This is a genomic window from Thermomonas sp., assembly GCF_041919455.1.
Lineage (GTDB): Bacteria > Pseudomonadota > Gammaproteobacteria > Xanthomonadales > Xanthomonadaceae > Thermomonas.
The window spans coordinates 16,258-37,373 of the sequence record NZ_JAYRTQ010000013.1 but is presented as its reverse complement, the minus strand read 5'-3'; the positions used below and the strand labels follow the sequence as shown (position 1 = coordinate 37,373).

18 protein-coding genes are annotated in these 21,116 nt (G+C 64.7%); 8 read left to right on the top strand and 10 right to left on the bottom strand.

Going from position 1 to position 21,116, the window contains the following annotated elements:
- Positions 1-6 precede the first annotated feature (6 nt).
- The 3 genes from ACE3T8_RS10440 to ACE3T8_RS10430 all read right to left on the bottom strand — a co-directional run bounded on the left by ACE3T8_RS10440 (position 7) and on the right by ACE3T8_RS10430 (position 1,909).
- The gene (locus ACE3T8_RS10440) at positions 7-810 is read right to left on the bottom strand and encodes an MBL fold metallo-hydrolase (RefSeq protein ID WP_374609127.1); all 804 of its coding nucleotides are present in this window, start codon (positions 808-810) and stop codon (positions 7-9) included.
- Between the two features lie 70 nt (positions 811-880).
- Entirely contained in the window at positions 881-1,525 is a 645-nt protein-coding gene (locus ACE3T8_RS10435) for a HutD family protein (RefSeq protein ID WP_374609126.1), read from the bottom strand.
- 30 nt (positions 1,526-1,555) lie between these two features.
- Positions 1,556-1,909 carry a ComEA family DNA-binding protein gene (locus ACE3T8_RS10430; protein ID WP_374609125.1) on the bottom strand — a complete coding sequence of 118 codons (354 nt, stop codon included), beginning with the start codon at positions 1,907-1,909 and terminating at the stop codon, positions 1,556-1,558.
- Between the two features lie 212 nt (positions 1,910-2,121).
- Between ACE3T8_RS10430 and ACE3T8_RS10425 the strand changes: the two genes are divergently transcribed.
- The 4 genes from ACE3T8_RS10425 (at position 2,122) to ACE3T8_RS10410 (ending at position 8,252) form a co-directional block, all read left to right on the top strand.
- Positions 2,122-3,630: a M20 family metallopeptidase gene (locus tag ACE3T8_RS10425; protein WP_374609124.1), complete on the top strand. Its 1,509-nt coding sequence runs from the start codon at positions 2,122-2,124 to the stop codon at positions 3,628-3,630.
- A 61-nt stretch (positions 3,631-3,691) separates the two neighbouring features.
- Positions 3,692-3,958 carry a GlsB/YeaQ/YmgE family stress response membrane protein gene (locus tag ACE3T8_RS10420; protein WP_374609123.1) on the top strand — a complete coding sequence of 89 codons (267 nt, stop codon included), beginning with the start codon at positions 3,692-3,694 and terminating at the stop codon, positions 3,956-3,958.
- Between the two features lie 440 nt (positions 3,959-4,398).
- A complete protein-coding gene (locus tag ACE3T8_RS10415) occupies positions 4,399-6,585 on the top strand; it encodes a hypothetical protein (protein WP_374609122.1) in 2,187 nt (728 codons plus the stop codon).
- Positions 6,585-8,252 carry a LeoA/HP0731 family dynamin-like GTPase gene (locus ACE3T8_RS10410; RefSeq protein ID WP_374609121.1) on the top strand — a complete coding sequence of 556 codons (1,668 nt, stop codon included), beginning with the start codon at positions 6,585-6,587 and terminating at the stop codon, positions 8,250-8,252. The genes ACE3T8_RS10415 and ACE3T8_RS10410 overlap by 1 nt, the downstream gene beginning before the upstream one ends.
- Before the next feature lie 71 nt (positions 8,253-8,323).
- Here ACE3T8_RS10410 and ACE3T8_RS10405 read toward each other — a convergent pair whose 3' ends face one another.
- From ACE3T8_RS10405 to ACE3T8_RS10375, 7 genes are all read right to left on the bottom strand, one after another.
- Positions 8,324-9,370: a sulfate/molybdate ABC transporter ATP-binding protein gene (locus tag ACE3T8_RS10405; protein WP_374609120.1), complete on the bottom strand. Its 1,047-nt coding sequence runs from the start codon at positions 9,368-9,370 to the stop codon at positions 8,324-8,326.
- A gap of 3 nt (positions 9,371-9,373) precedes the next feature.
- Positions 9,374-10,240: a sulfate ABC transporter permease subunit CysW gene (gene cysW, locus ACE3T8_RS10400; RefSeq protein ID WP_374609119.1), complete on the bottom strand. Its 867-nt coding sequence runs from the start codon at positions 10,238-10,240 to the stop codon at positions 9,374-9,376.
- Positions 10,233-11,090: a sulfate ABC transporter permease subunit CysT gene (gene cysT, locus ACE3T8_RS10395; protein ID WP_374609118.1), complete on the bottom strand. Its 858-nt coding sequence runs from the start codon at positions 11,088-11,090 to the stop codon at positions 10,233-10,235. Before cysT ends, cysW begins: the two co-directional genes overlap by 8 nt.
- Before the next feature lie 28 nt (positions 11,091-11,118).
- Positions 11,119-12,150, bottom strand: a complete 1,032-nt coding sequence (locus ACE3T8_RS10390) for a sulfate ABC transporter substrate-binding protein (protein ID WP_374609117.1) — start codon at positions 12,148-12,150, stop codon at positions 11,119-11,121.
- A 30-nt stretch (positions 12,151-12,180) separates the two neighbouring features.
- The gene (locus tag ACE3T8_RS10385) at positions 12,181-13,602 is read right to left on the bottom strand and encodes an OprO/OprP family phosphate-selective porin (protein WP_374609116.1); all 1,422 of its coding nucleotides are present in this window, start codon (positions 13,600-13,602) and stop codon (positions 12,181-12,183) included.
- Positions 13,603-13,686: 84 nt separating this feature from the next.
- A complete protein-coding gene (locus ACE3T8_RS10380) occupies positions 13,687-13,872 on the bottom strand; it encodes a YezD family protein (RefSeq protein WP_374609115.1) in 186 nt (61 codons plus the stop codon).
- Positions 13,869-14,327, bottom strand: a complete 459-nt coding sequence (locus ACE3T8_RS10375; RefSeq protein WP_374609114.1) for an Rrf2 family transcriptional regulator — start codon at positions 14,325-14,327, stop codon at positions 13,869-13,871. Before ACE3T8_RS10375 ends, ACE3T8_RS10380 begins: the two co-directional genes overlap by 4 nt.
- Positions 14,328-14,529: 202 nt before the next feature.
- Here ACE3T8_RS10375 and ACE3T8_RS10370 point away from each other — a divergent pair, with 202 nt between their 5' ends.
- From ACE3T8_RS10370 to ACE3T8_RS10355, 4 genes are all read left to right on the top strand, one after another.
- Positions 14,530-16,323: an assimilatory sulfite reductase (NADPH) flavoprotein subunit gene (locus ACE3T8_RS10370; protein ID WP_374609113.1), complete on the top strand. Its 1,794-nt coding sequence runs from the start codon at positions 14,530-14,532 to the stop codon at positions 16,321-16,323.
- Complete coding sequence (gene cysI, locus ACE3T8_RS10365; RefSeq protein WP_374609112.1) at positions 16,323-18,056, top strand: assimilatory sulfite reductase (NADPH) hemoprotein subunit; 1,734 nt, start codon at positions 16,323-16,325, stop codon at positions 18,054-18,056. The genes ACE3T8_RS10370 and cysI overlap by 1 nt, the downstream gene beginning before the upstream one ends.
- Positions 18,053-18,793 (top strand): phosphoadenylyl-sulfate reductase, encoded by a 741-nt coding sequence (locus ACE3T8_RS10360; protein WP_374609111.1) that lies wholly within the window; start codon positions 18,053-18,055, stop codon positions 18,791-18,793. The genes cysI and ACE3T8_RS10360 overlap by 4 nt, the downstream gene beginning before the upstream one ends.
- 306 nt (positions 18,794-19,099) lie before the next feature.
- On the top strand, positions 19,100-20,944 hold the full coding sequence (locus ACE3T8_RS10355; protein ID WP_374609110.1) for a VWD domain-containing protein: 1,845 nt from the start codon (positions 19,100-19,102) through the stop codon (positions 20,942-20,944).
- Positions 20,945-21,116 lie beyond the last annotated feature (172 nt).

Here is a 21,116-nt window from a genome sequence, read left to right as displayed (position 1 = left end):
GGTTGATCAGTAGCGCGCGGGCATCGGCGGGCGCTGCGGGTTCGGCCGGTAGTTCACCGGCCCCATCAGGTCGACGCCGCATTGCAGGCCTTCCAGCCAGTCCAGCAACGGCTTGATCGCGGCGCCGCGGAACGGCATGCCGTGCTGCGGCACGATCATCGCCGGGGCGAGTTCGCGGACCATCTCCACCCACAGCCGCAGCGCCCGATTGCTGGCCATGTAACGCTTGTGGAAGCCTTCCATGCAGGGCCGGTAGGCCTCGAAATCCTCCACGAAACCGTACTGCACGCCGCTGTTGACCAACCCGGAACAGACATCGCCGGGAAACAGGATCCGGCTGACCGGATCGAAGAACGAGAGATTGCCGACCGAGTGCAGGAAATGCGCGGGCAAGGCGACGATCTCGGCGTTGTCGCCCAACGGGATGCGCGCGCCTTCGTCATCGACCAGCAGGTAGCGTTCGCGCCCGGCGTTTTCCATGTAGCCGGGCACCAGGTGCGGCACGAAGCGGCCCCACAGTTTCGAGCAGACCACGCTGGCCCGCGTGTACAACAGCCACTTGTCGACCGAACCGATGATGTCCGGGTCCTGGTGCGAGCACAGCAGCAGTTCGATCTGGTGCGGGCGCACGTCGCGGCCCAGCGCCAGCACGAGCGGGTTGTAGAGCAGCGCCCCACCCGGATCGATCAGCGCGGAATGCTCGCCCTCGGTGATCAGGAACTGGTTGGCTTGCACGCCGTCGTCGCCGCGCACCAGGTCGTTGTAGGCGATGCAGCGGTGCCCGTCCGACTCGAACAACACGAAACCCATCGCAACGCCCCTGCCCAGCTGAAGTGGCGGGCAGGTTATGGGGCAATCGGGATCGGGGTTTTGATCCTGGTCAATCCGCGGACGGGATTCCTGCGACTTCCGTCGAAGACGCCACGCCGACCGGCGAGATACGGATCAGCAACGCTTCGCCGCCACCATCGAGGGCATGCCGGGTGCGCATACCGTCGATGGCAGGCAATAACGCCGTGTCGCCGATGCCGAGGTCGCCCAATCCACTGCCGTCGACGAAGCGCGCCTGCCCGGCCAGCATGTGCACGATCCAGGTCTCGCCGGGAGCCACGAACAGCACCATGGTGCCGACCAGCGGGCGATGCCAGAGCCGCGCGTCGACCGCCTCGCGTTTCCACATCAGGTTGAAATCGCGGGTGGCGCCATCGACCAGTTCGCCGAAGGCGCTGCGTTCGCCGGCGAAGCACAGCCTGTCGTGCGGCGGCAGCAACTCGTGCACTTCACCGTCATCGAAGCGCAGGCGCAGGCCGTTGCCGCTGAGCAGGACCAGTTCGCGTTCGATACCGGGGAACGCGGAGAACGGTGCGTCGGTTTCGATCTCGGCGATCGACAGCCGCCAGTCCCAGTCATCCGCGTCCGGCACCTTCATGATTTCCGAGGTCCAGCCGGCACCGTTCTTCCAGCGCATGCGGGTGTAGCCCGATGCGCGCAACACACACGACGAGAGCGGCGATGACCTGGTCATCGCCGCAGTGTATCGCCGCCTTGCGCAGGATCAGCGGCGGGCGACCGGCTTCGGCGCCGGACGCGGCGCGGCCTTGGCCGTGGTGGTTGCCGGACGTGCAGCGGCCGGACGGGCGGCACCGACCACGATGCGGTCGCGGTTCTTCTCCACCGTCTTCAGGCCGATGCCCTTGACCAGCGCCAGCTGCTCGGGGCTGCGGAACGCACCGTTGGCCTTGCGGTAGTCGACGATCGCCTGCGCCTTGGCCGGGCCGACGTTGAGCAGCACGCGGTCGATGGTGGCGGCGTCGGCCGTGTTGATGTTGACGCTCTCGCCGGCGAAGGCGGCACCGGCCAGGGCCAGCGACAGCAGCAGGGACGAGAACAGGGTGGTCAGGAACTTCATGGCGGTCTCCTCGGGGTGGGTTCGATCCGCGACCGCAGGCTGCGATCCGGTGAACACAGGTTGCGGCTGTCGCCCTGCCCGCTCGATCAGCGCCCCACCCGCCTAGGTGCCGGGGCTTCGCCCAAGCGCCCGTAGGAAATCGCCGACCTGCGAGGGGCAAAAATGGGGCAGGAGTAGAATGGCGGCCTCGCACTCGCTTCGGATCGGCACGCATGACCACCAACCACTTCGACCCCACCCAGGCCCGCGACTTCGTCGGCGCGAAATGGGACGCCGAAATCGTCCCGCAACTGGTGGAGTACATCCGCATCCCCAACAAGTCGCCGATGTTCGACGCCGACTGGGTCGCGAACGGCCACATGCAGCGCGCGGTCTCGCTGATGGAAACCTGGGCACGCGCGCAGCAGGTGCCCGGCATGCAACTGGAAGTCGTGCGCCTGGAAGGCCGCACCCCGCTGATCTTCATCGAAGTGCCGGCCGCGAATGGCGGCCGCGACGACGACTGCATCCTGCTCTACGGCCACCTGGACAAGCAGCCGGAAATGACCGGCTGGGACGAAGGCAAGGGCCCGTGGGAACCGGTGATCGAAGGCGATCGCCTGTACGGCCGCGGTGGTGCCGACGACGGCTACGCGATCTACGGCTCGCTGGCCGCGGTGATGGCGCTGCAGGCGCAGGGCGCGGCGCATGCCCGCTGCGTGGTGCTGATCGAAGCCTGCGAGGAATCCGGCAGCTACGACCTGCCCGCCTACGTCGACCACCTTGCAGGCCGCATCGGCAAGCCCTCGCTCGTCGTGTGCCTGGATTCGGGCTGCGGCAACTACGAACAACTGTGGTGCACCACGTCGCTGCGCGGCATGGCCGGCGGCAACCTCACGGTGAAGGTGCTGGAAGAAGGCGTGCACTCGGGCGACGCGTCCGGCATCGTCCCGTCCAGCTTCCGCATCATCCGCGAGCTGCTGTCGCGGATCGAGGACGAAACCACCGGCCGCATCCTGGTCGAGGGCATGCACGTCGAGATCCCGGCGGAGCGCCTCAAGCAAGCCGGCAAGGTCGCCGAGGTCCTGGGCGACGAGGTCTACAGCAAGTTTCCGTTCCTCGATGGCATGGTGCCGATGTCGGACGACCTGACCGAACTGGTGCTCAACCGCACCTGGCGGCCGGCGCTCTCGATCACCGGTGCCGATGGCCTGCCGGCATTGTCATCGGCCGGCAATGTGCTGCGGCCCTACACGTCGGTGAAGCTGAGCCTGCGCCTGCCGCCCACCCTGGATGGCAAGCGCGGCGGCGAACTGCTGCAGGACGCGCTGCTGAAGAACCCGCCCTACGGCGCGCAGGTCAGCCTGCACCTGGAGAAGGCCAGCACCGGCTGGAACGCGCCGGCGCTCGCGCCGTGGCTGGAAAACGCGATCGACCAGGCCAGCCAGGATTTCTTCGGCAAGCCGGCGATGTACATGGGCGAAGGCGGCACCATCCCGTTCATGGGCATGCTCGGCGAAAAATTCCCCGGCGCGCAGTTCATGATCACCGGCGTGCTCGGCCCGCACTCCAACGCGCACGGGCCGAACGAGTTCCTGCACATCCCGATGGGCAAGGGCGTGACCGCCTGCGTGGCGCGGGTGATCGCCGAACACAACGCGGCCAGCCTGCGAGGCGAGACCACCGGCGTGGCCGCGCATGCCGACAGCGGCGAGCGCAACGGGGGCCATGGCTGCTGCTGAGTGCCGCCTTCGCGGGTTAGGCTTGCGCTTCCCCCCGCTGGACCCAACCGGAGCGACACGCATGGAACAGATTTTCGGTGGCGGCATCATCTGGACGATCTTCATCGGCTTCATAGCCGGCCTGCTTGCGCGTGCGCTCAAGCCGGGCAACGACAAGTTGAGCTTCCTGTGGACCATCGTGCTGGGCGTCGGCGGCGCGCTGCTGGCCTGGTTCGTGGGCAGCACCCTGGGCTGGTACAAGCCAGGCGAGCCCGCCGGTTTCATCGCCTCGGTGGTCGGCGCCATCGTGCTGCTGGCGATCTACGCGGCGATGCGCAAGAAGAAGTAGGCGCGTCGACATCGCCATGATGGAAACGAAAAGCCCCGCAAACGCGGGGCATTTCCATTGGCCATCGGATCCTGGCACCCAGTCCGCGCGGGCAAAAACCCGATACCGCGCCGGCCGCAGATGCACCGCTTCGCCAACCGACAGGACCGGCGCCGCGCCGGCATCGAAGGTTTCCTGTTCCAGCGTGCGCGCGTAACCGGCTGGTTGGGTCGCTGCATGTCTACCGGGAAACTGTGCGAGTCTTTGTTCTGCATTCGAAGTTCCAGCAGCGATACACAATTGCATTCGAGAGCGGCATCCAGCGCAAGTTTCTTCTGCGGGGTGGCCAGCCTCCTTGCGCAGCTTCAGTAGCACCTTGCCAAAACGATCTCTGTTCCGGCGACCACATTGACCAGTTCTATCTCGCCTACAACTCCAAACCCACCATCCTGGAAGGCGCCATGAAGTTGGATTCACCAAGAGAAATCTTCAGTGCGGTTCGTGGTGAAACAGATTCGATATTGAAAGCGCTTGAACAACCGGCAATCAACGAGGATTTGACCAAGGCCGTAGACTCAGCCAAGGCATATTTCAGCCAATTCAAGGCCGACGCGGATGCGGCCTTGCTGGAATTGGAGCGGAACGCCGAGTGGGACGCGTTCACGGTTGCCTTCTACGGCGAGACCAATGCAGGGAAATCGACCATTATCGAAACGCTTCGAATCCTGATGGGGGAGAGCGACAAGCTGAAGCAACGACTGCAATTCCGCGAGTTGTACGAAAAATACGGCCTGGGCCCTGATGCCATCGATGCATGGTCGAAAATGCAGCTTGAAATCACTGACCTCGAGGAACAAAAACGACGCGTTACCGACAGATTCCTGGGCGATAGCCTCAAGCAGAAGATGGACGAACAGGAATCGACATCCAAGGTCGGGCGACTGGAAGCCGAGATGAAATCCATGCCCTTCTGGCGGAGGTGGCTGTCGTTCGCCTGGGCGCTTCCGCTGAAGGAAGCGCTTGAGAATGCCAGGAAGGAATTGAGCCGGCTAAAGGTCGAAGGGCACACGCTGGAACAGACGCGGCTCGCGACAACGGCGGCCCTGAACGAAAAAATCGCCAAGGCCAGGCAGTGCGTGGCAGAGACAGATGCCAGACTGGGGAAGCTGAGGAAACTTGAGGATGGGGAAATCATCGGGGACGGCCGCTCGGACTTCACCCGCGAATCGCATCGTTACGAATTTGACGTAAATGGCGAGAAGGTGGTTCTTCTGGACGTGCCCGGTATTGAGGGAAAGGAAGATCTGGTGCGCGAGCCGATCATGCAGGCCGTGCGCAAGGCTCACGCAGTGTTCTACGTGACGCGCAAGGCCGACCCACCGCAAAAGGGAGACGAAAAGACCGGCACGAAAGGAACCTTGGAAAAGATCAAGGAGCACCTCGGGGCGCAAACGGAAGTCTGGGCCATCTTCAACAAGAGCGTGAAATCGGCGGAGCAGTTGCGGATGCCGAAGCTCGTCAATGATGGCGAGCGTGGCGGTTTGGCCGTCCTGGAATCGGAGATGAACAAACAGCTCGGCCAGCATTACGCCGGCTTGCTTGCCGTCAGCGCCTATCCGGCGTTCATCGCATCGACGGAGAACTTCATTCCCGGCGGAGACAAAGCCAAGGACAGGAACAAGTTCCTGATGGCACTCGATGCAGACGCGATCCTCCGGAAAACCGGAATCAGTGAGTTGATCGAGAAACTCAACAACGAGATGGCAAGCAACAGCAAGCAGAAAATCCGCAGATCGAACTTCAACAAGGCCAATGATGTCGTAGTCCAGCTCAGATCCCAGGTCGCCTTGCTGAACAAAGAAACATTCCGGCCACTGTCGGGTCATCTTGAAGACCAGGCCCGATCGTCGTCGCGCCAATTGGAAAGCGCGGCTAGCGCACTGAAAAACCGATTGGAATCGGAGGTTCCGGAACTGATCAACAGAAAGAGACGTGCTGCTCGCGACGCCATCTACGAGACCATCAAATCGGACATCGACAACGATGTATTCAAGCAATCGATGGAGAATGTAATCAACCAGTTCGGCAACGAGCTTGAGAATGAGCTACCGAAGCTCGTAAACCACTATGTCGGAGAATTTCAGGAAGAGGTAAAGGATATCTCGGAGAGATTCAAGAACCACGTCCAAGGATTCCTCGATGATGCATCCAAGACGGGAGCCCGGGGTTTCGACCTGAAGATCGACATAGACAACGGAATCAGTCTAGGCGGCCTGGTAAGTGTCGGCATCGGGGCGGCCTTGCTTTGGTGGAATCCTGTCGGTTGGTTCTTGGGGGTAGTTGCTGGTATCGGGCTGCTGATCTCGTTCGTGAAATCGGTGTATGGATTCTTCAGCAAAGACTATAAGATGTCCCAGCAGAGAAAGGCGGCGGACGAGAACATTGACAATGTGTTCGATGCTGTGGAGTCCGACTACCTCAACCAGTTGGAAAGCCATTTCCAGGCACTCCAGAAACACTTGAGTAGCGCCAAGAAAATTTTCCAACTACCGGCAATCCAAGCAGCCAAGATCAGCGAATCCCTGAAAGATTCTGCGCAGCGCTTGGCCGGCATTTCCAAATCGGTCATCAAAGAAGGGAAATTGTGATGGAACCCACATTGAGTGCCTTCAAGGGCCAGCAGGAAAAAGCAAAGGCCATACAGGGCAGGCTGCTTGAATTTCTCTCGGAAGGAGAAGCCGCAGGCGTTTCGATCGACCCCGCACTGAAGCAGAAGCTGCTGAAGTCCATCGAAGGCAGCGAGAAACTGAAGGTCGCCTTGGTGGGCGGGTTCTCGGAAGGAAAGACCTCGATTGCTGCTGCATGGCTTGGAAAGCTGGACAAGTCCACCATGCACATCAGTCATCAGGAGTCCTCCGATGCCGTTGCCGTTTACGAGATCGATGACGCCTTGACCTTGATCGACACCCCCGGCTTGTTCGGCTACAAGGAAAAATTCAACGCGGACATCCACGAGCAGGAGAAATACAAGGAAATCACCAAGAAGTACGTCAGCGGGGCGCACCTCGTCCTGTACGTTATGAACTCGACAAACCCGCTCAAGGAAAGCCACAAGGACGACCTGAATTGGCTGTTCCGCGACTTGTGCCTACTGCCGCGCACCATCTTCGTCTTGAGCCGCTTCGACGAAGTGTCCGACATTTCCGACGAAGATGATTACCAGAAGAATTTCGCGATCAAGCAGGAGAACGTCTCATCCCGCCTGAGGGATCTGATTGGACTGAACGACGACGAAAAGCGCGCCTTGTCCATCGTTGCGGTATCCGCCAACCCCTTCGACGCGGGTATGGAGCATTGGCTGAGCGAGCCCGATCGGTTCAAGCAACTCTCACATATCGCGCATTTGCAAGACGCAACAACCGACAAGATCAAGGCCAATGGCGGTTTGGAACGTCTCGCATTGGAAACCAGCAAGAGCGTCATCCAGGACATTCTGATGCGCGAGATACCGCTGGCGATAGAGCAGGATGAAACCCTCGCCGACGAGGCTGGCAAGCTGTCAAAAGCAGTAGAAAATGCGAAATCTGACGCCAATGCCGCGAGCAGGAGAATCAATGACGTCCAGATCGCCTTGAGCGATTTCGTGGCGGGTCATTTCACGGATCTCATCTTGAGGCTTGATGGCTCCAGCATGGAGACCATCTCCGAATTCTTCGAGCGCGAGATCGGCAGTGGTGGAATCGTGCTTGACACGAAGATCCAGAACGAATTCAGCAAGCGTGTCGATTCGGTCAGTAACGACCTCGTGAAAATCGAGGCAAGCCTGGATGCCGAGATAAGCGCATTCGATTCGCATGCGGTGAAGCTGGGGCGGCAAGGGCTGAACTATGTCATGAAGAGCAATGTGATCAACGCAGGCTCTATCAAGGCAACTCGCGACGTGCTTTTTACCAGCTTCAAATTCAAGCCATGGGGCGCAGTCAATCTTGCGAAGAACATGAACGCATTTCTGGCCTTTGCAGGCATCGCTCTTGAGGCGTGGGATAGCTGGAGGGAGGCGGAGCGCAGAGATGCGTTTCAGAAGTCCAAACTGGCAATGAGGCAAAACCTGGAGGGTCAACGGGCGGAACTACTTGCGAAAATCAAGGCCTCCGATTTTTCTGAGCAGTTTTTCCCAGAATTCTTCACGTTGGAGCAGAGAATTTCTGCACTCATTGGCAGTTTGCAGCAAACAGAAGCCCAACGCACAAGGTTCGCGCAATGGCGTAAGAATGCCGAGGCCATCGATGCCGAATTCACTGTATTGAAGGGCTGAGGCAGCGGCTTCCGGAGTACGGCAGCCGAGTCGAAGGGAATGCACATGGTTACCCTTCGCCGTGACCTCCCTCAACCAGCGACCGCGAACAGCCGATACCGCGTCGGTCGCAGATGCACGGATTCGCCGACCGACAGCGCCGGCGCCGCGCCGGCATCGAAGGTTTCCTGTTCCAGCGCGCGCGCGTGGCCGGCGATCTCCAGTTCGCTGGTGATGCGCCCGCCCAGGCGTTGCACGCCGCGCACGCGTGCGGGCAATGCGCCGATGCCGGGCTCGGACAGCACCAGGTCATGCGGGCGCACGTACAGCCGCGCGGGGCCGTCCTGGGTACCGGTGGCATCGAGCTGCAACGCACCCGACTGGAAGCGTCCCTGCTGCACGCGACCTTCCAGCACGTTGGCACGGCCGATGAACTCGAACACGTAGGGCGATGCCGGCGCGTGGTAGATCTCGTCCGGCGTGCCGACCTGCTCGACCTTGCCCGCGCGCATCACCACCACCCGATCCGCGAGTTCCAGCGCTTCTTCCTGGTCATGTGTGACGAACAGCGTGGTCTGGCCGGTGCGTTCGTGCAGCTTGCGCAGCCAGCGACGCAACTCGACCCGGACCTTCGCGTCGAGCGCGCCGAATGGCTCGTCGAGCAGCAACACGCTGGGGTCGATGGCGAGCGCACGCGCCAGTGCGATGCGCTGCTTCTGTCCGCCGGAGAGTTGATCCGGATAGCGACCACCGTGTTCCGGCAGTTGCACCAGTTGCAGCAGCTCCTGCAGCCGTTTTGCAATCGTCGCCTTGTCGGGACGTCGCGCGCGCGGCCGGCTGCGCAGGCCGAAGGCGATGTTCTCCGCCACCGTCATGTGCCGGAACAGCGCGTAGTGCTGGAACACGAAGCCGACATTGCGCTCGCGCAGGCTGAGGCGGGTCGCATCGACATCGTCGAACAGCACGCTCCCGTGGTCGGCATGCAGCAGGCCGCCGATCACCCGCAGCAGCGTGGTTTTGCCGGAGCCGGACGGGCCGAGCAACGCAACCAACTCGCCGGAGGCGATGTCCAGGTCGATGCCGTCCAGCGCGGCCACGCCGGGATAGTGCTTGGTCAAGCCTTGCAGGTGCAGTTGCATGGGTCAGTGTCGCCTGTGCGAATTTGCCAGCGCGTCGCCATGACGCGCCTCCAGCCAGAATTTCAGGACCAGGGTGACCAGCGCGAGGCCGGCAAGCAGTGATGCCACGGCGAACGCCGCGGTGCCGTCGAACTCGTTGTAGAGGATCTCGATGTGCAGCGGCAGCGTGTTGGTGAGACCGCGGATGTGCCCCGACACCACCGACACCGCACCGAACTCGCCCATCGCGCGCGCGCCGCACAGCAGCACGCCGTACAGCAGGCCCCACTTGATGTTGGGCAGGGTGACGCGGCGGAACATCGTCCACGCACCCGCGCCCAGCGAACGCGCTGCGAGTTCCTCGTCCGCGCCCTGCTGCTGCATCAGCGGCACCAGTTCGCGCACGACGAACGGAAACGTCACGAACAGCGTGGCCAGCACGATCCCGGGCCGCGCGAACAGGATCTTGATGTCGTGTTCCTGCAGGAATGCATGGAACCAGCCGTTGGTGCCGAACAGCAGCACCAGGCAAAGGCCGGCGACGACAGGCGACACTGCGAACGGCAGATCGATGAAAGCCAGCAACACGCGCTTGCCGCGGAACTCGAAGCGGGTCAGGGCCCAGGCCGCGAACACGCCGAACACGGCGTTGACCGGGATCACGATGGCGGCGGTGAACAACGTCAGTCGGAGCGCGGCAAGCGCATCGGGTTCGGCCAGCGCGCTCAACCAGGCGCGGAAACCGTCGCCGAATGCGGAGACCAACACCATCGCAAGCGGCAACACCACCAGCAATGCCATCGACAGCACGGCGGCACCGATCAGCAGCACGCGCAGCCACGCCGGTTCCTGCAGCGGATCGCGCGATGGCGAACTGGATGCGTCAGCCATTGCGCTTGCCCTTTTTCTCGAACAGCAACGGGATCAGGTTGATCACCAGCAGACAGACGAACGAGGCGACCAGCAGCAACGCCGCGATCGCCACCGCGCCGTTGTAGTCGTACTCCTCCAGCCGGATCGTGATCAGCAACGGCGCGATCTCGGTTTTGTACGGCAGGTTGCCGGCGATGAAGATCACCGAGCCGTATTCGCCCAGGCTGCGCGCGAACGCCAGCGAGAACCCGGTCAGCCATGCCGGCAACAACTCCGGGACGATGACGCGGCGGAACGTGGTGAAGCGACTGGCACCGAGCGACGCCGCGGCTTCCTCCGGCTCGCGGCCCAACGTTTCCAGCACCGGCTGCAGCGTGCGCACGGTGAACGGCAGGCCGATGAAGACCAATGCCAGCACGATGCCCGGCACCGCGTAGGCCACCTTGATGTCGTGCGCGGCGAGCAGCTTGCCGACCCAGCCATTCGGCGCGTAGATCGCGGTCAGTGCGATGCCGGCCACTGCAGTCGGCAACGCGAATGGCAGATCGACCAGCGCGTCGAGCAAACGCCTGCCCGGAAAGCGATAGCGCACCAGCACCCAGGCCACCAGCGCACCCACCAACGACGCAATCACGGCGGCAGTGAGCGAGGCACCGAAGCTCAGCTTCAGTGCCTCCTGCACGCGCTCGTCCCTGAGCGCGCGCAGCCACCCTTGCGGCCCCAACCCGGCCGCACGCACCGCCAGCGCCGCCAACGGCAACATCACCACCACGCCCAGCCAGGCCATGCCCAAGCCCAAGCTGATGCCGAACCCCGGCAGCGGGTTGCGGTTGCGCGGTCGCGTTGTTGGTAGTGCCAATGCACTCATCGCGGTGTCCCCGTGGCGGACCGTTCGGTCACGGCTTGTAGATGCGGTCGAAGAAGCCGCCATCACCGAAATGTTCGGCCTGGGTCTTCTTCCAGCCACCGAACGCGCCGTCGATGGTGACCTGCGACACCTGCGGGAACTGCGCGAGCAACGCCGCCGGCACCTTGTCCGGCTCCGACGGGCGGTAGAAATGTTTCGCCGCCAGCGTCTGGCCCTGCGCCGAGTACAGGAACCGCAAATACGCTTCGGCCTGCTTGCGGGTGCCGTGCTTGGCCACGTTCCTGTCGACCCATGCCACCGGCGGTTCCGCCTTGATGCTGATCGAGGGCACCACGATCTCGAACTTGCTGCGCGTGTCGGTATCGTTGAGCGTGAGCAGCGCTTCGTTTTCCCAGGCCAGCAGCACGTCGCCGATGCCGCGTTCGACGAAGGTGGTGGTGGAGCCGCGCGCGCCCGTGTCCAGCACCGGCACGTTCTTGAACAGGCGGGTCAGGTAGGCCACCACCTTGTCGCCGTCGCGGTATTCCTTCGACGCCCAGGCCCACGCGGCGAGGTAGTTCCAGCGCGCGCCTCCCGAAGTCTTCGGGTTCGGCGTGATCACCCCGACCCCGGGCCTGGCCAGGTCGCCCCAGTCCCTGATGCCCTTCGGGTTGCCCTTGCGAACCAGGAACACGATCGTCGAGGTGTACGGCGAACTGTTGTGCGGCAGGCGCGCCTGCCAGTTGGCCGGCAGCAGCTTGCCGTTGGTCGCAAGCACGTCGATGTCGGCGGACAGCGCCAGCGTCACTACATCTGCCTCCAGCCCGTCGATCACCGAGCGCGCCTGCTTGCCGGAGCCGCCGTGCGAGGCGCGGATGGTCACCGTTTCGCCGGTCTTTGCCTTCCAATCCGCGGCGAAGGCCTTGTTGAATTCCGCGTAGAACTCGCGGGTGGGGTCGTAGGAGACGTTGAGCAACGCCGGGTCCTTGCCGCTGGCGATGCCGGCGAATGCAGGCAGGGCGAGCGCCATGCCGAGCAACACATTCCTGAGCGTCCTGCGGTTGTCTTGATGTGTCTTCATGGTTCGATCCTCGTGGGTTCGCTGGATGCTTCAGAAGGAAAGTTGCGCGCGGGTGAACAGGGTCTTCTCGTCGACGCGATCCGCGCCGGCGGCGGCACCGCCGTCGAAATCCGCCTGCGTGTACGACGCGGCCAGCTTGAGGTTCTGGGTGAGGTACCAGTTCAGTCCGATACCCCAAGTGCTTGCGCCATTGGCCGACGCCGCGGCGTTGGCGAACAACGGAAAGGCCGCATCGTCGATGTCGATGCGGCCATAACGGCCGGTCAACTCCAGTGCGCCCCAGCCGTCCTTGCCGATCGCGAATGGCGACGATGGCTTGACCACGCCGCGGAAGCTCGCGTCCTCACCGGTGAGCACCCAGCCGGCGACCACCTGCCAGGCCTCGGTCTCCAGCTTCGCACGGGTGCCGACGCCGGTACCGCTGGCCACGCGCACTTCCTGCGACGAGGTGATCCATTCGCCGAGCAGGCCCAGCGGGCCACGGTAGTAGTAGCCCTGCACGGTCTTGCGCAGGCGTTCGCCGTTGGCGGCGATGTTGCTGCCGTAGCCGAAGAACTGCTCCTGCCCCGGCGTGCGATAGCGCGGCAGGAAATTGTTGCCGCTGCCGAAGGTGTCGCCGACGCTCGCCGCCACGCCGATGCCCAGCGTGCCGAGGTTGCCGTCGCGGTTCTTGAACGGCTCCCAGAACAACCGGCCGGCGTATTCGAATTCGCCGTCGGGATTCGAGGTCACCGCATCGCGGCCATCGACGGTGCCGTTGTAGACGCCGACCGTGTAGTTCAGCGCGCCACCGAACACGTCGCCCTGTAGCTGCGCGCCGAGGTCGCGGTTCGGCGCGAGTTCGGTCGGAAAGCCGCGTTCGACGAACGCGGTCGCACCACCGGACTGCAGGCGCTCGAGGCCGACCGGGCCCTTGACCTTGCCGACGCGCACGGTCGCGCGCGGATCGAATTTCAGGTCGACATAGGCATCGACGATGGTGGCGCTGTCGCCGGCGAATTCCGGCGTCAGGCGGAACCCGACCAGCGGACCCCATGTACCTTCCAGCGTTGGCCGGATGCGCCGGAACAGGAAGCCGTCGTTCTGGCTGGAGCCATCGGCGAAGTGGCGCAGGTCGGCCTGCACCAGGCCGCGCAGCTTCACTTCCAGGCCGCCCGGCGCCTTCGCCGAGAGACCCTTGCCGGCGTCCAGTGCCAACGTGGTGGCGGTGGCGGCCTTCGCGGCGTCGGCCTCGACCTGCAGTTCCTGCTTGCGTTCGACCACGCGCAGGCGCTGGTCGACCTCGGCGACTTGCGTGGTCTCGGAACGACCCTCGACCGCCGCCAGTCGCTCTTCGAGCGCGGCGATGCGGGCCAGGAGTTCCTGCGTGGTGGGGTCGCGCGGATTTGCGGCGTGCGCGGGCAGTACCGCTAAGCCGATGGCGAGCGCGAGGAGTGTGCGTTTCAGTGGCATGCGAACCTCGATGGGTTGTGGTGACATGCCTCCGGTCGACCGGTCGGCGGGTGGGTGGGATGACGCGCGTTCGGCGCGCCGTGCTCAGCGCTCGAAGCGGACTTTCTCGCTGCGGGTGATCTGCACGACCCGCGACTGGTGGACCACGATCTCGACCGTGCCGAACCGGGTGTCGCGGATCGCACGCAGGACCTGGGCCTCCACGTCGGGGATGCCGTCCTGCACATGGGCAGGCACGCTGGCGAGGGACGACGCGGGGTTCGCACTCATGGCAGGTCTCCGGCGGATGAGCGCTGGCGGGGTTCGGCGGCGGCGCGTTGGCTGAGGGTGAGCAGGCTGTGCCGGTCGAGCACGCCGGACAGCGCTTCGCGGGTTTCGCGCATCAACGCGCGTACCGCGCAATGCTCGGGATCGATGCAATCGGCGCAGGGTTCGTAGGCACTGTTGCTGGCACAGCGCACCGGCGCCAGCGGACCGTCGATGGCGCGGATCAGGTCGCCGACCATGATCGCGTCCGCCGGTTTCGCCAGCGAATGGCCGCCGAGTTGGCCGCGATGGCTCTCGACATAGCCGGCGCGGCGCAGGTCGACCAGGATGGTCTCCAGGAACTTGCCTGGCACGTTGGCGCGATCGGCGATGGCATGCGCCTGCAAGCGCTCGCCCTGCGGCAGCGATGCCAGCGCGCACATCGCGCGGAGTCCGTACTTGGCCTTGTTCGTCAACATTTCCCACATGTTTCATGGGAATAGAAATTGCAGGCAACCGATCTGTCGAAATGCCGCCATGCCGGCGCTGCATAAGTGACCTGCGGCCAGCGCCATATGCAGCAGGCGCATGGACGCATGACCCCGCATCCTTTCTGCAGCGCACCACGCGTGCGGATGATCGTCGCCATCCCCACCCATCCCGGTCGACCGGCTGCCCACGATGTCGCTTCCCGCCACCACGCTCCCCACGCCCTTGCAGCCCGACACCGCGGCCGCGCTGGCCCGGCTCGCCGATGGCATGGATGGCAGCGCCCTGTTGTGGGCCTCCGGCTACCTGGCCGGCATGGCGCGTGCGCTGGCGCCCGCGGTGCCGATTGCCGCACCGGTCGTCGCCGCGCAACCGGCGACCATCGTCTACGGCAGCCAGACCGGCAACGCGAAGCGCGCGGCCGAAGCCCTGCTGGCGAAACTGCAGGCGGCGAACCTCCCGGTGCGCCTGCTGCGCGCCGATGCCTACCCGTTGCGCGAACTCGCCGACGAGACCTTGCTCTACGTCGTCGTCAGCACCCAAGGCGATGGCGATCCGCCGGATGACGCACGCGGCTTCCTGGAATTCGTCGAAGGCCGCCGCGCACCGGCGCTGAAGAAGCTCAAGTTCGCGGTGCTCGCGCTGGGCGATTCCAGCTACCCGCAGTTCTGCGCGATCGGCCGCCGCATCGACCAGCGCCTGCAGGCGCTTGGTGGCGAACGCATCGCCGAGTGCGCGGATGCCGACCTCGACATCGAAACCGTCTCCACGCCATGGACCGAGACTGTCGCCCGCATCGCCGCGGACGTGCTGAAGCCGGCCGCGCCGCTGGCCACGGTCACACCGTTGCGTCCGCTCGCGGCTGCGGTCACGCCGTATTCGCGCGCCAAGCCGTTCGCCGCGTCGGTGCTCGCCAACCAGCGCATCACCTTCGGTGCCGGCGGCAAGGACGTGCGCCATCTCGAGCTCGCGCTGGACGGCGCCGGCCTGGCCTACGAACCCGGCGATGCGCTGGGCCTGTGGCCGCGCAATCCCGAGCCGCTGGTCGATGCGGTGCTGCAGGCGACCGCGCTCGACGGCGACACCGCGGTGCGCATCGGCGAGGAAGAACGCAGCCTGCGCGCGTGGCTGCTCGACAAGCGCGAGCTCACCCGCCTCGCCCGCCCGTTCGTGGCCGCGCAGGCCGAGCGCAGCGGCGATGCCGACCTGCAGCGCCTGCTTGCGCCGGAACACGCCGGCAACTTCCAGCGCCTGCTGGCCACCCTGCAACCGATCGACCTGCTGCAACAGCAGCGCGCGGATTGGGATGCCGAATCATTGGTCGCCGCGCTGCGCCCGCTGCAGCCGCGCCTGTATTCCATCGCCTCCAGCCGCAAGGTCGTCGGCGACGAAGCGCACCTCACCGTCGCCCATGTCGAATACGACCTCGATGGGCAGACGCGCTGGGGCGCGGCTTCCCACCAACTCGCCACCCGTGCAGAAGGCGACGCCCTGCCGGTCTACATCGAGGCCAACGAGCGTTTCCGTCTGCCTGCAGACAGCAGCCGCGACATCATCATGATCGGCGCCGGCACCGGCGTGGCCCCGTTCCGCGGCTTCGTGCAGGAACGCGCTGCGCTGGGCGGCAGCGGCCGCAACTGGCTGTTCTTCGGCGCGCCGCACCAGCGCAGCGATTTCCTCTACCAACTGGAATGGCAGCGCGCGCTCAAGGACGGCCAGTTGGACCGTATCGACCTGGCCTTCTCGCGCGACAGCGCACCCAAGACCTATGTGCAGCAGCGCATCGGCGAGCAGGCGCGCACCTTGTACGACTGGCTGCAAGGCGGCGCGCATCTGTACGTCTGCGGTGCGACCGCGATGGGCAAGGACGTGCACGCAGCCCTGATCGACGCGCTGTCCGCGCACAACGGCGGCGACCGCGACGCGGCAAACGAGTATCTCGACACGTTGGCCCGTGATGGCCGCTACGCACGGGATCTGTACTGATGAGCGCGCATTCGGTCGAGGACATCAAGCGGGCCAGCGCGGGCCTGCGCGGCACCCTGCTCGCCTCGCTGGCGGACGCGGTCACCGGCGCCCTGCGCGATGACGACCAGACCCTGATCAAGTACCACGGCAGCTACCAGCAGGACGACCGCGACGTGCGCGAAGCGCGCCGCCTCGCCAAGCTGGAACCGGCCTTCAGTTTCATGATCCGCACCCGCACGCCGGGCGGCGTGATCAACCCCACGCAATGGCTGCAGCTGGATGCCATCGCGACGACCTACGCCGAGCGCGGCCTGCGCATCACCACCCGCCAGGCCTTCCAGTTCCATGGCGTCATCAAGCGCGAACTCAAGGCAACGATGCAGGCGATCAATGCCGCGCTGATCGACACGTTGGCGGCCTGCGGCGACGTCAACCGCAATGTCGCGGTGGCCGCCAATCCGCTGTATCCGGAGGTGCAGGCGCAGGTGCTCGCACAGGCCGTGGCGGTGTCGAAGCACCTGCTGCCGAACACCCGCGCGTACTACGAGTTGTGGCTGGACGAGGAACGCGTCGGCGGCAGCGGCGAAGAGGTCGAACCGATCTACGGCCAGGCTTACCTGCCGCGCAAGTTCAAGATCGGCTTCGCGATCCCGCCGTTGAACGATGTCGACGTGTTCGCCCAGGACCTGGGCTACATCGCGATCCTCGACGAGGCCGGCACCTTGCTGGGCTACAACGTCAGCATTGGCGGCGGCATGGGCGCGACCCACGGCGATCCCGAGACCTACCCGCGGCTCGGCAATGTCATCGGCTTCGCCACCCCCGACCAGGTCGTCGCGGTGGCGGAAGCGGTGGTCACCGCGCAACGCGACTTCGGCAACCGCGCGGTGCGCAAGCGCGCGCGCCTGAAGTACACGATCGACGATCGCGGGCTGGACTGGTTCAAGGACGAAGTGGAACGGCGCGCCGGCTTTCCCCTGGGGCCGGCGCGTGCGTTCCGTTTCGACCACAACGGCGACCGCTTCGGCTGGGTCGATGCCGGCCACGACCTGCAGCACGTCACCCTGCGCATCCCGTCGGGGCGCATCGTCGATGGTGCGCTGGACGGTCGCGGCGACGCCGTCCTGCACCTCACCGGCCTGCGCGAGATCGCGCGGCTGCTGCAGGCAGAAGGCGGCAACGCCGAGTTCCGCCTGACCTCCAACCAGAACCTGGTGATCGCCAACATCCCGGCCACGCTGCAATCGCGCGTGGATGCGCTGCTGCGGGAACATGCGCTGGATTGCTGGCGCAGCGCCTCGCCGTTGCGGCTCAACGCACTGGCCTGCGTCGCCCTGCCGACCTGCGGCCTGGCGATGGCCGAAGCGGAACGCTACCTGCCCGACTTGGTCAACGAAGTCGACGCACTGCTGGCCCGCCACGGCATCGCCGATGCACCGATCCACCTGCGCATCAGCGGCTGCCCGAACGGCTGCTCGCGGCCCTACCTCGGCGAGATCGCCCTGGTCGGCAAGGCGCCGGGCCGCTACAACCTGATGCTCGGTGCCGACCACCGCGGCGAGCGGCTCAACACCCTGCATCGCGAAAACATCGACGAGGCGCAACTCCTCGCCACCCTGGATCCGTTGTTCGCAAGCTATGCCACGCAGCGCACGCAAGGCGAGCGCTTCGGCGACTGGCTGCTGCGCAGCGGCGTCATCGCCTCCCCCACACCGCACCACCGCCACATCCACATCGAGGTCGCCGCATGAGCCCGCCCGATCCCATCACCGCCGCCGAATCGCCGCAGGCGCTGTCCGCGCTCAACCGCTGGCTGGCGCGACTTTCTGCGCAGGAGCGCGTGGCCTGGGCGATGGACAGCCTGGCCGCGCCGCACGCGCTGTCGACCAGCTTCGGCACCCAATCCGCGGTGTCCCTGCATCTGCTCACCCAGGCCAAGCCGGACATTCCGGTGATCCTGGTCGACACCGGTTACCTGTTCCCGGAAACCTATCGCTACGCCGACCAACTGGTCGACCAGCTCGGCTTGAACCTCAAGGTGTACCGCCCGCAGATCGGCATCGCCTGGATGGAAGCGCGCTTCGGCAAGCTGTGGGAAAGCGGCGCCGACGGACTGCGCGAGTACAACCGCCTGCGCAAAGTCGAGCCGATGCAGCGCGCACTCAATGAACTCGGCGTGCGCAGCTGGTTCGCAGGCCTGCGCCGCGACCAGGCGCGCACGCGCGAAGGCATCGAATTCCTGGAGCTGCGCGATGGACGCTGGAAGCTGCATCCCATCGCCGACTGGAACGAGATCGACGTCGGTGCCTACATGCTCCAGCACGACCTGCCGGAACATCCGCTCGCCGAAAGGGGTTATGTGTCGGTCGGCGACGTGCACACCACCCAGCCGCTGAGACCCGGCATGGACCTGGCGCAGACCCGCTTCTTCGGCCTGCGAAGGGAGTGCGGCCTGCACTTCGACGAACCGACGGCGTCGGCGGCGTAAGCCAAACCAGCATCAGGACGGCAACACCAGACAGGCCCGCATCGCGAGCAAAAAAGGGGACGGAGGTAGTTAAGGAGCACCTTAACTACCTCCGTCCCCTTTTTGTTCGATGCGGTGCAGGGGCATGCCTGCATCGAATGATCCTTCCCGTCGCGATCCTGCGCGTTGGGTAACTGACGGACAGGGGCAACCACGTCCATCAGGCCGGCTATCCCACAGGGGGAGGCCATGCGATCCATCGATATCCACCAGGAGTTCCCTTTGAAAAGCACTCATCGCCCAGCCCGCATCGCAGCGCTGGTCCTCATGGCCAGCGCTGCCGGATCCGCCTTTGGCCAGGTCAGCCGCACGCCCTGGCAAATGAATGAAGGCGAAGGCGTCATCAAGCTGGATGCAGAACTTCCGTCCAATGGCGCGTTGCCGGAAAACAACTACATCGCGTTCAAGCAGGCGCAGATTCCTGCAGAAGGCAAGGGATGGGTTGCCGCGCCCAACCCGGAGACCATCGGGTTCGGCAGCGCAAGCGCGTCGAAGATCGCGCAAGCCGGGGGGGTGTGCCGCAAGGCCGTGGACTACACCTACTTCCAGACATTCGTGGAGGTGCCTGCGGGCACCCGCCTGGATGAATTCAAGATCAGCTTCCAAGGCATGGACGATGCGTCGCGCATCACCATCTTCAACAACAAATATCCGAAAGGCCAGATCGTTGCCGGTAGTTACGTCTTGCGCTCGGCACCGAATGCACAAGCGGCCACCACGGACCTGAAGAGCCTGGTGACCACCGGCAGGAATCGCGTCGTCATCACCCAGGTGGACTGGTGCCCGGTGGGCAACCAGCTGCAATCGGCGCAGGTCCTGCTCAATGGCAGCAAGATCAGCACCGGCGGAACCACCGCCGTTTCGCGCCCCGTCGCGTCCGGTCCGTTCCTGCCCGCCTCGCATGGCGATGTGCACATCCGCTCGCTGGACGGCCTCACCTGGGACTTCCAGGCCACGGGGGACTACCTGCTGCTCAAGTCCGCCGACAACCAGGTCATGGTGCAGGCGCGCCAGCAAGCCTGGCCGGAGAAGCCGAGCGTTTCGGTGAACCGAGCCGGTGCGATGCGCGTGGGAGCGAGCAAGGTCGAGTGGTACATGTTGCCCAAGCGTGTCTTGTACGTGAACGGCAAGGTCACTGCAATGCCGGCTTCGCGCACCGCGCTTCCGGGTGGCGGCGCGATCGAAACATTGCGCTCGGGCAGCAAGGAAACCCTGATGGTGTACTGGCCCAACAACAGCTTCGTGGCGCGGATGGTGGCGCACAGCAACAACACCATGGATGTGGAAGTCAAAAAGGCGGTCGCACCCGCCGGCACCTACGAGGGCATGATCGGCAACATGGATGGCAACCGCGGCAATGACTTCCAGATCCGCGGCGGCGCCTCCCTGGGCACCAGCATGACCAGCGCCGACATTGCACGCGTCGGCGAAAGCTGGCGGGTGCGCGCCAACGAATCGCTGTTCACCCAAGCCCATCCTGATCCGAAGGCGGCCGTGGCGCAGACCCAGCCGGGCATCGCCGATCTTGATCCTGCCGCACGCCAGCAAGCCAACCAGACCTGCAAGGCGGCGGGCATCAACGACGCGACGGCACTCCGCCATTGCACTTACGACGTGGCGGCGACCGGCGACAAGACCTTCGTGGAGAGTGCAAAGCAGTTCCAGCAGACCGTGGCCGCGCTTCCGAAGGCCGACCGCGCGGGCGAGAAGGTCGAGCCCGCCAGCGTCCAGGTGCCCGCCGGCAAACCCGCGGCACCCGCCGGGAAAAATATCGGCCTGTTCCTGCCCGGCGAGAAACTGAAGCAGGGTTCCCGCTACGGCATGTCAGGGCACCACATCATCTTCCAGCAGGACGGCAACCTCTGCATCTACAAGACCGCGGGCAACCAGTTCGTCTGGTGCGTCAACAACGATCCCAAGGTCCAGTACCAGCGCGCGAAATCGGTGGAGTTGACCACGGACGGACGACTGCGGATGACCGATGCAGGCGGCAGCGTGATCTGGCAAACGCCGGCCAACAACCCGCAGGTGCGCAGCAGCGTGCACCTGACCGACAACGGCACGCTGGAACTGCGTGCACCGTCCGGCAACGTCGTGTGGTCGAGCCGCTGATGTAGCAGGGGATGCAGCAGCGCCATCATCGATGGCGACGCTCGTTGGTGATGAAGCCGACCCGTCCATGCGGCAATCGCCGATGGACGGGTCTTTTTTTCGTCGGGGCGCAAACTGCCGCCGCGCATGCGGCCCGACGGAGTCGGCCCACTTGCCCCACGGTCGCTCAGCG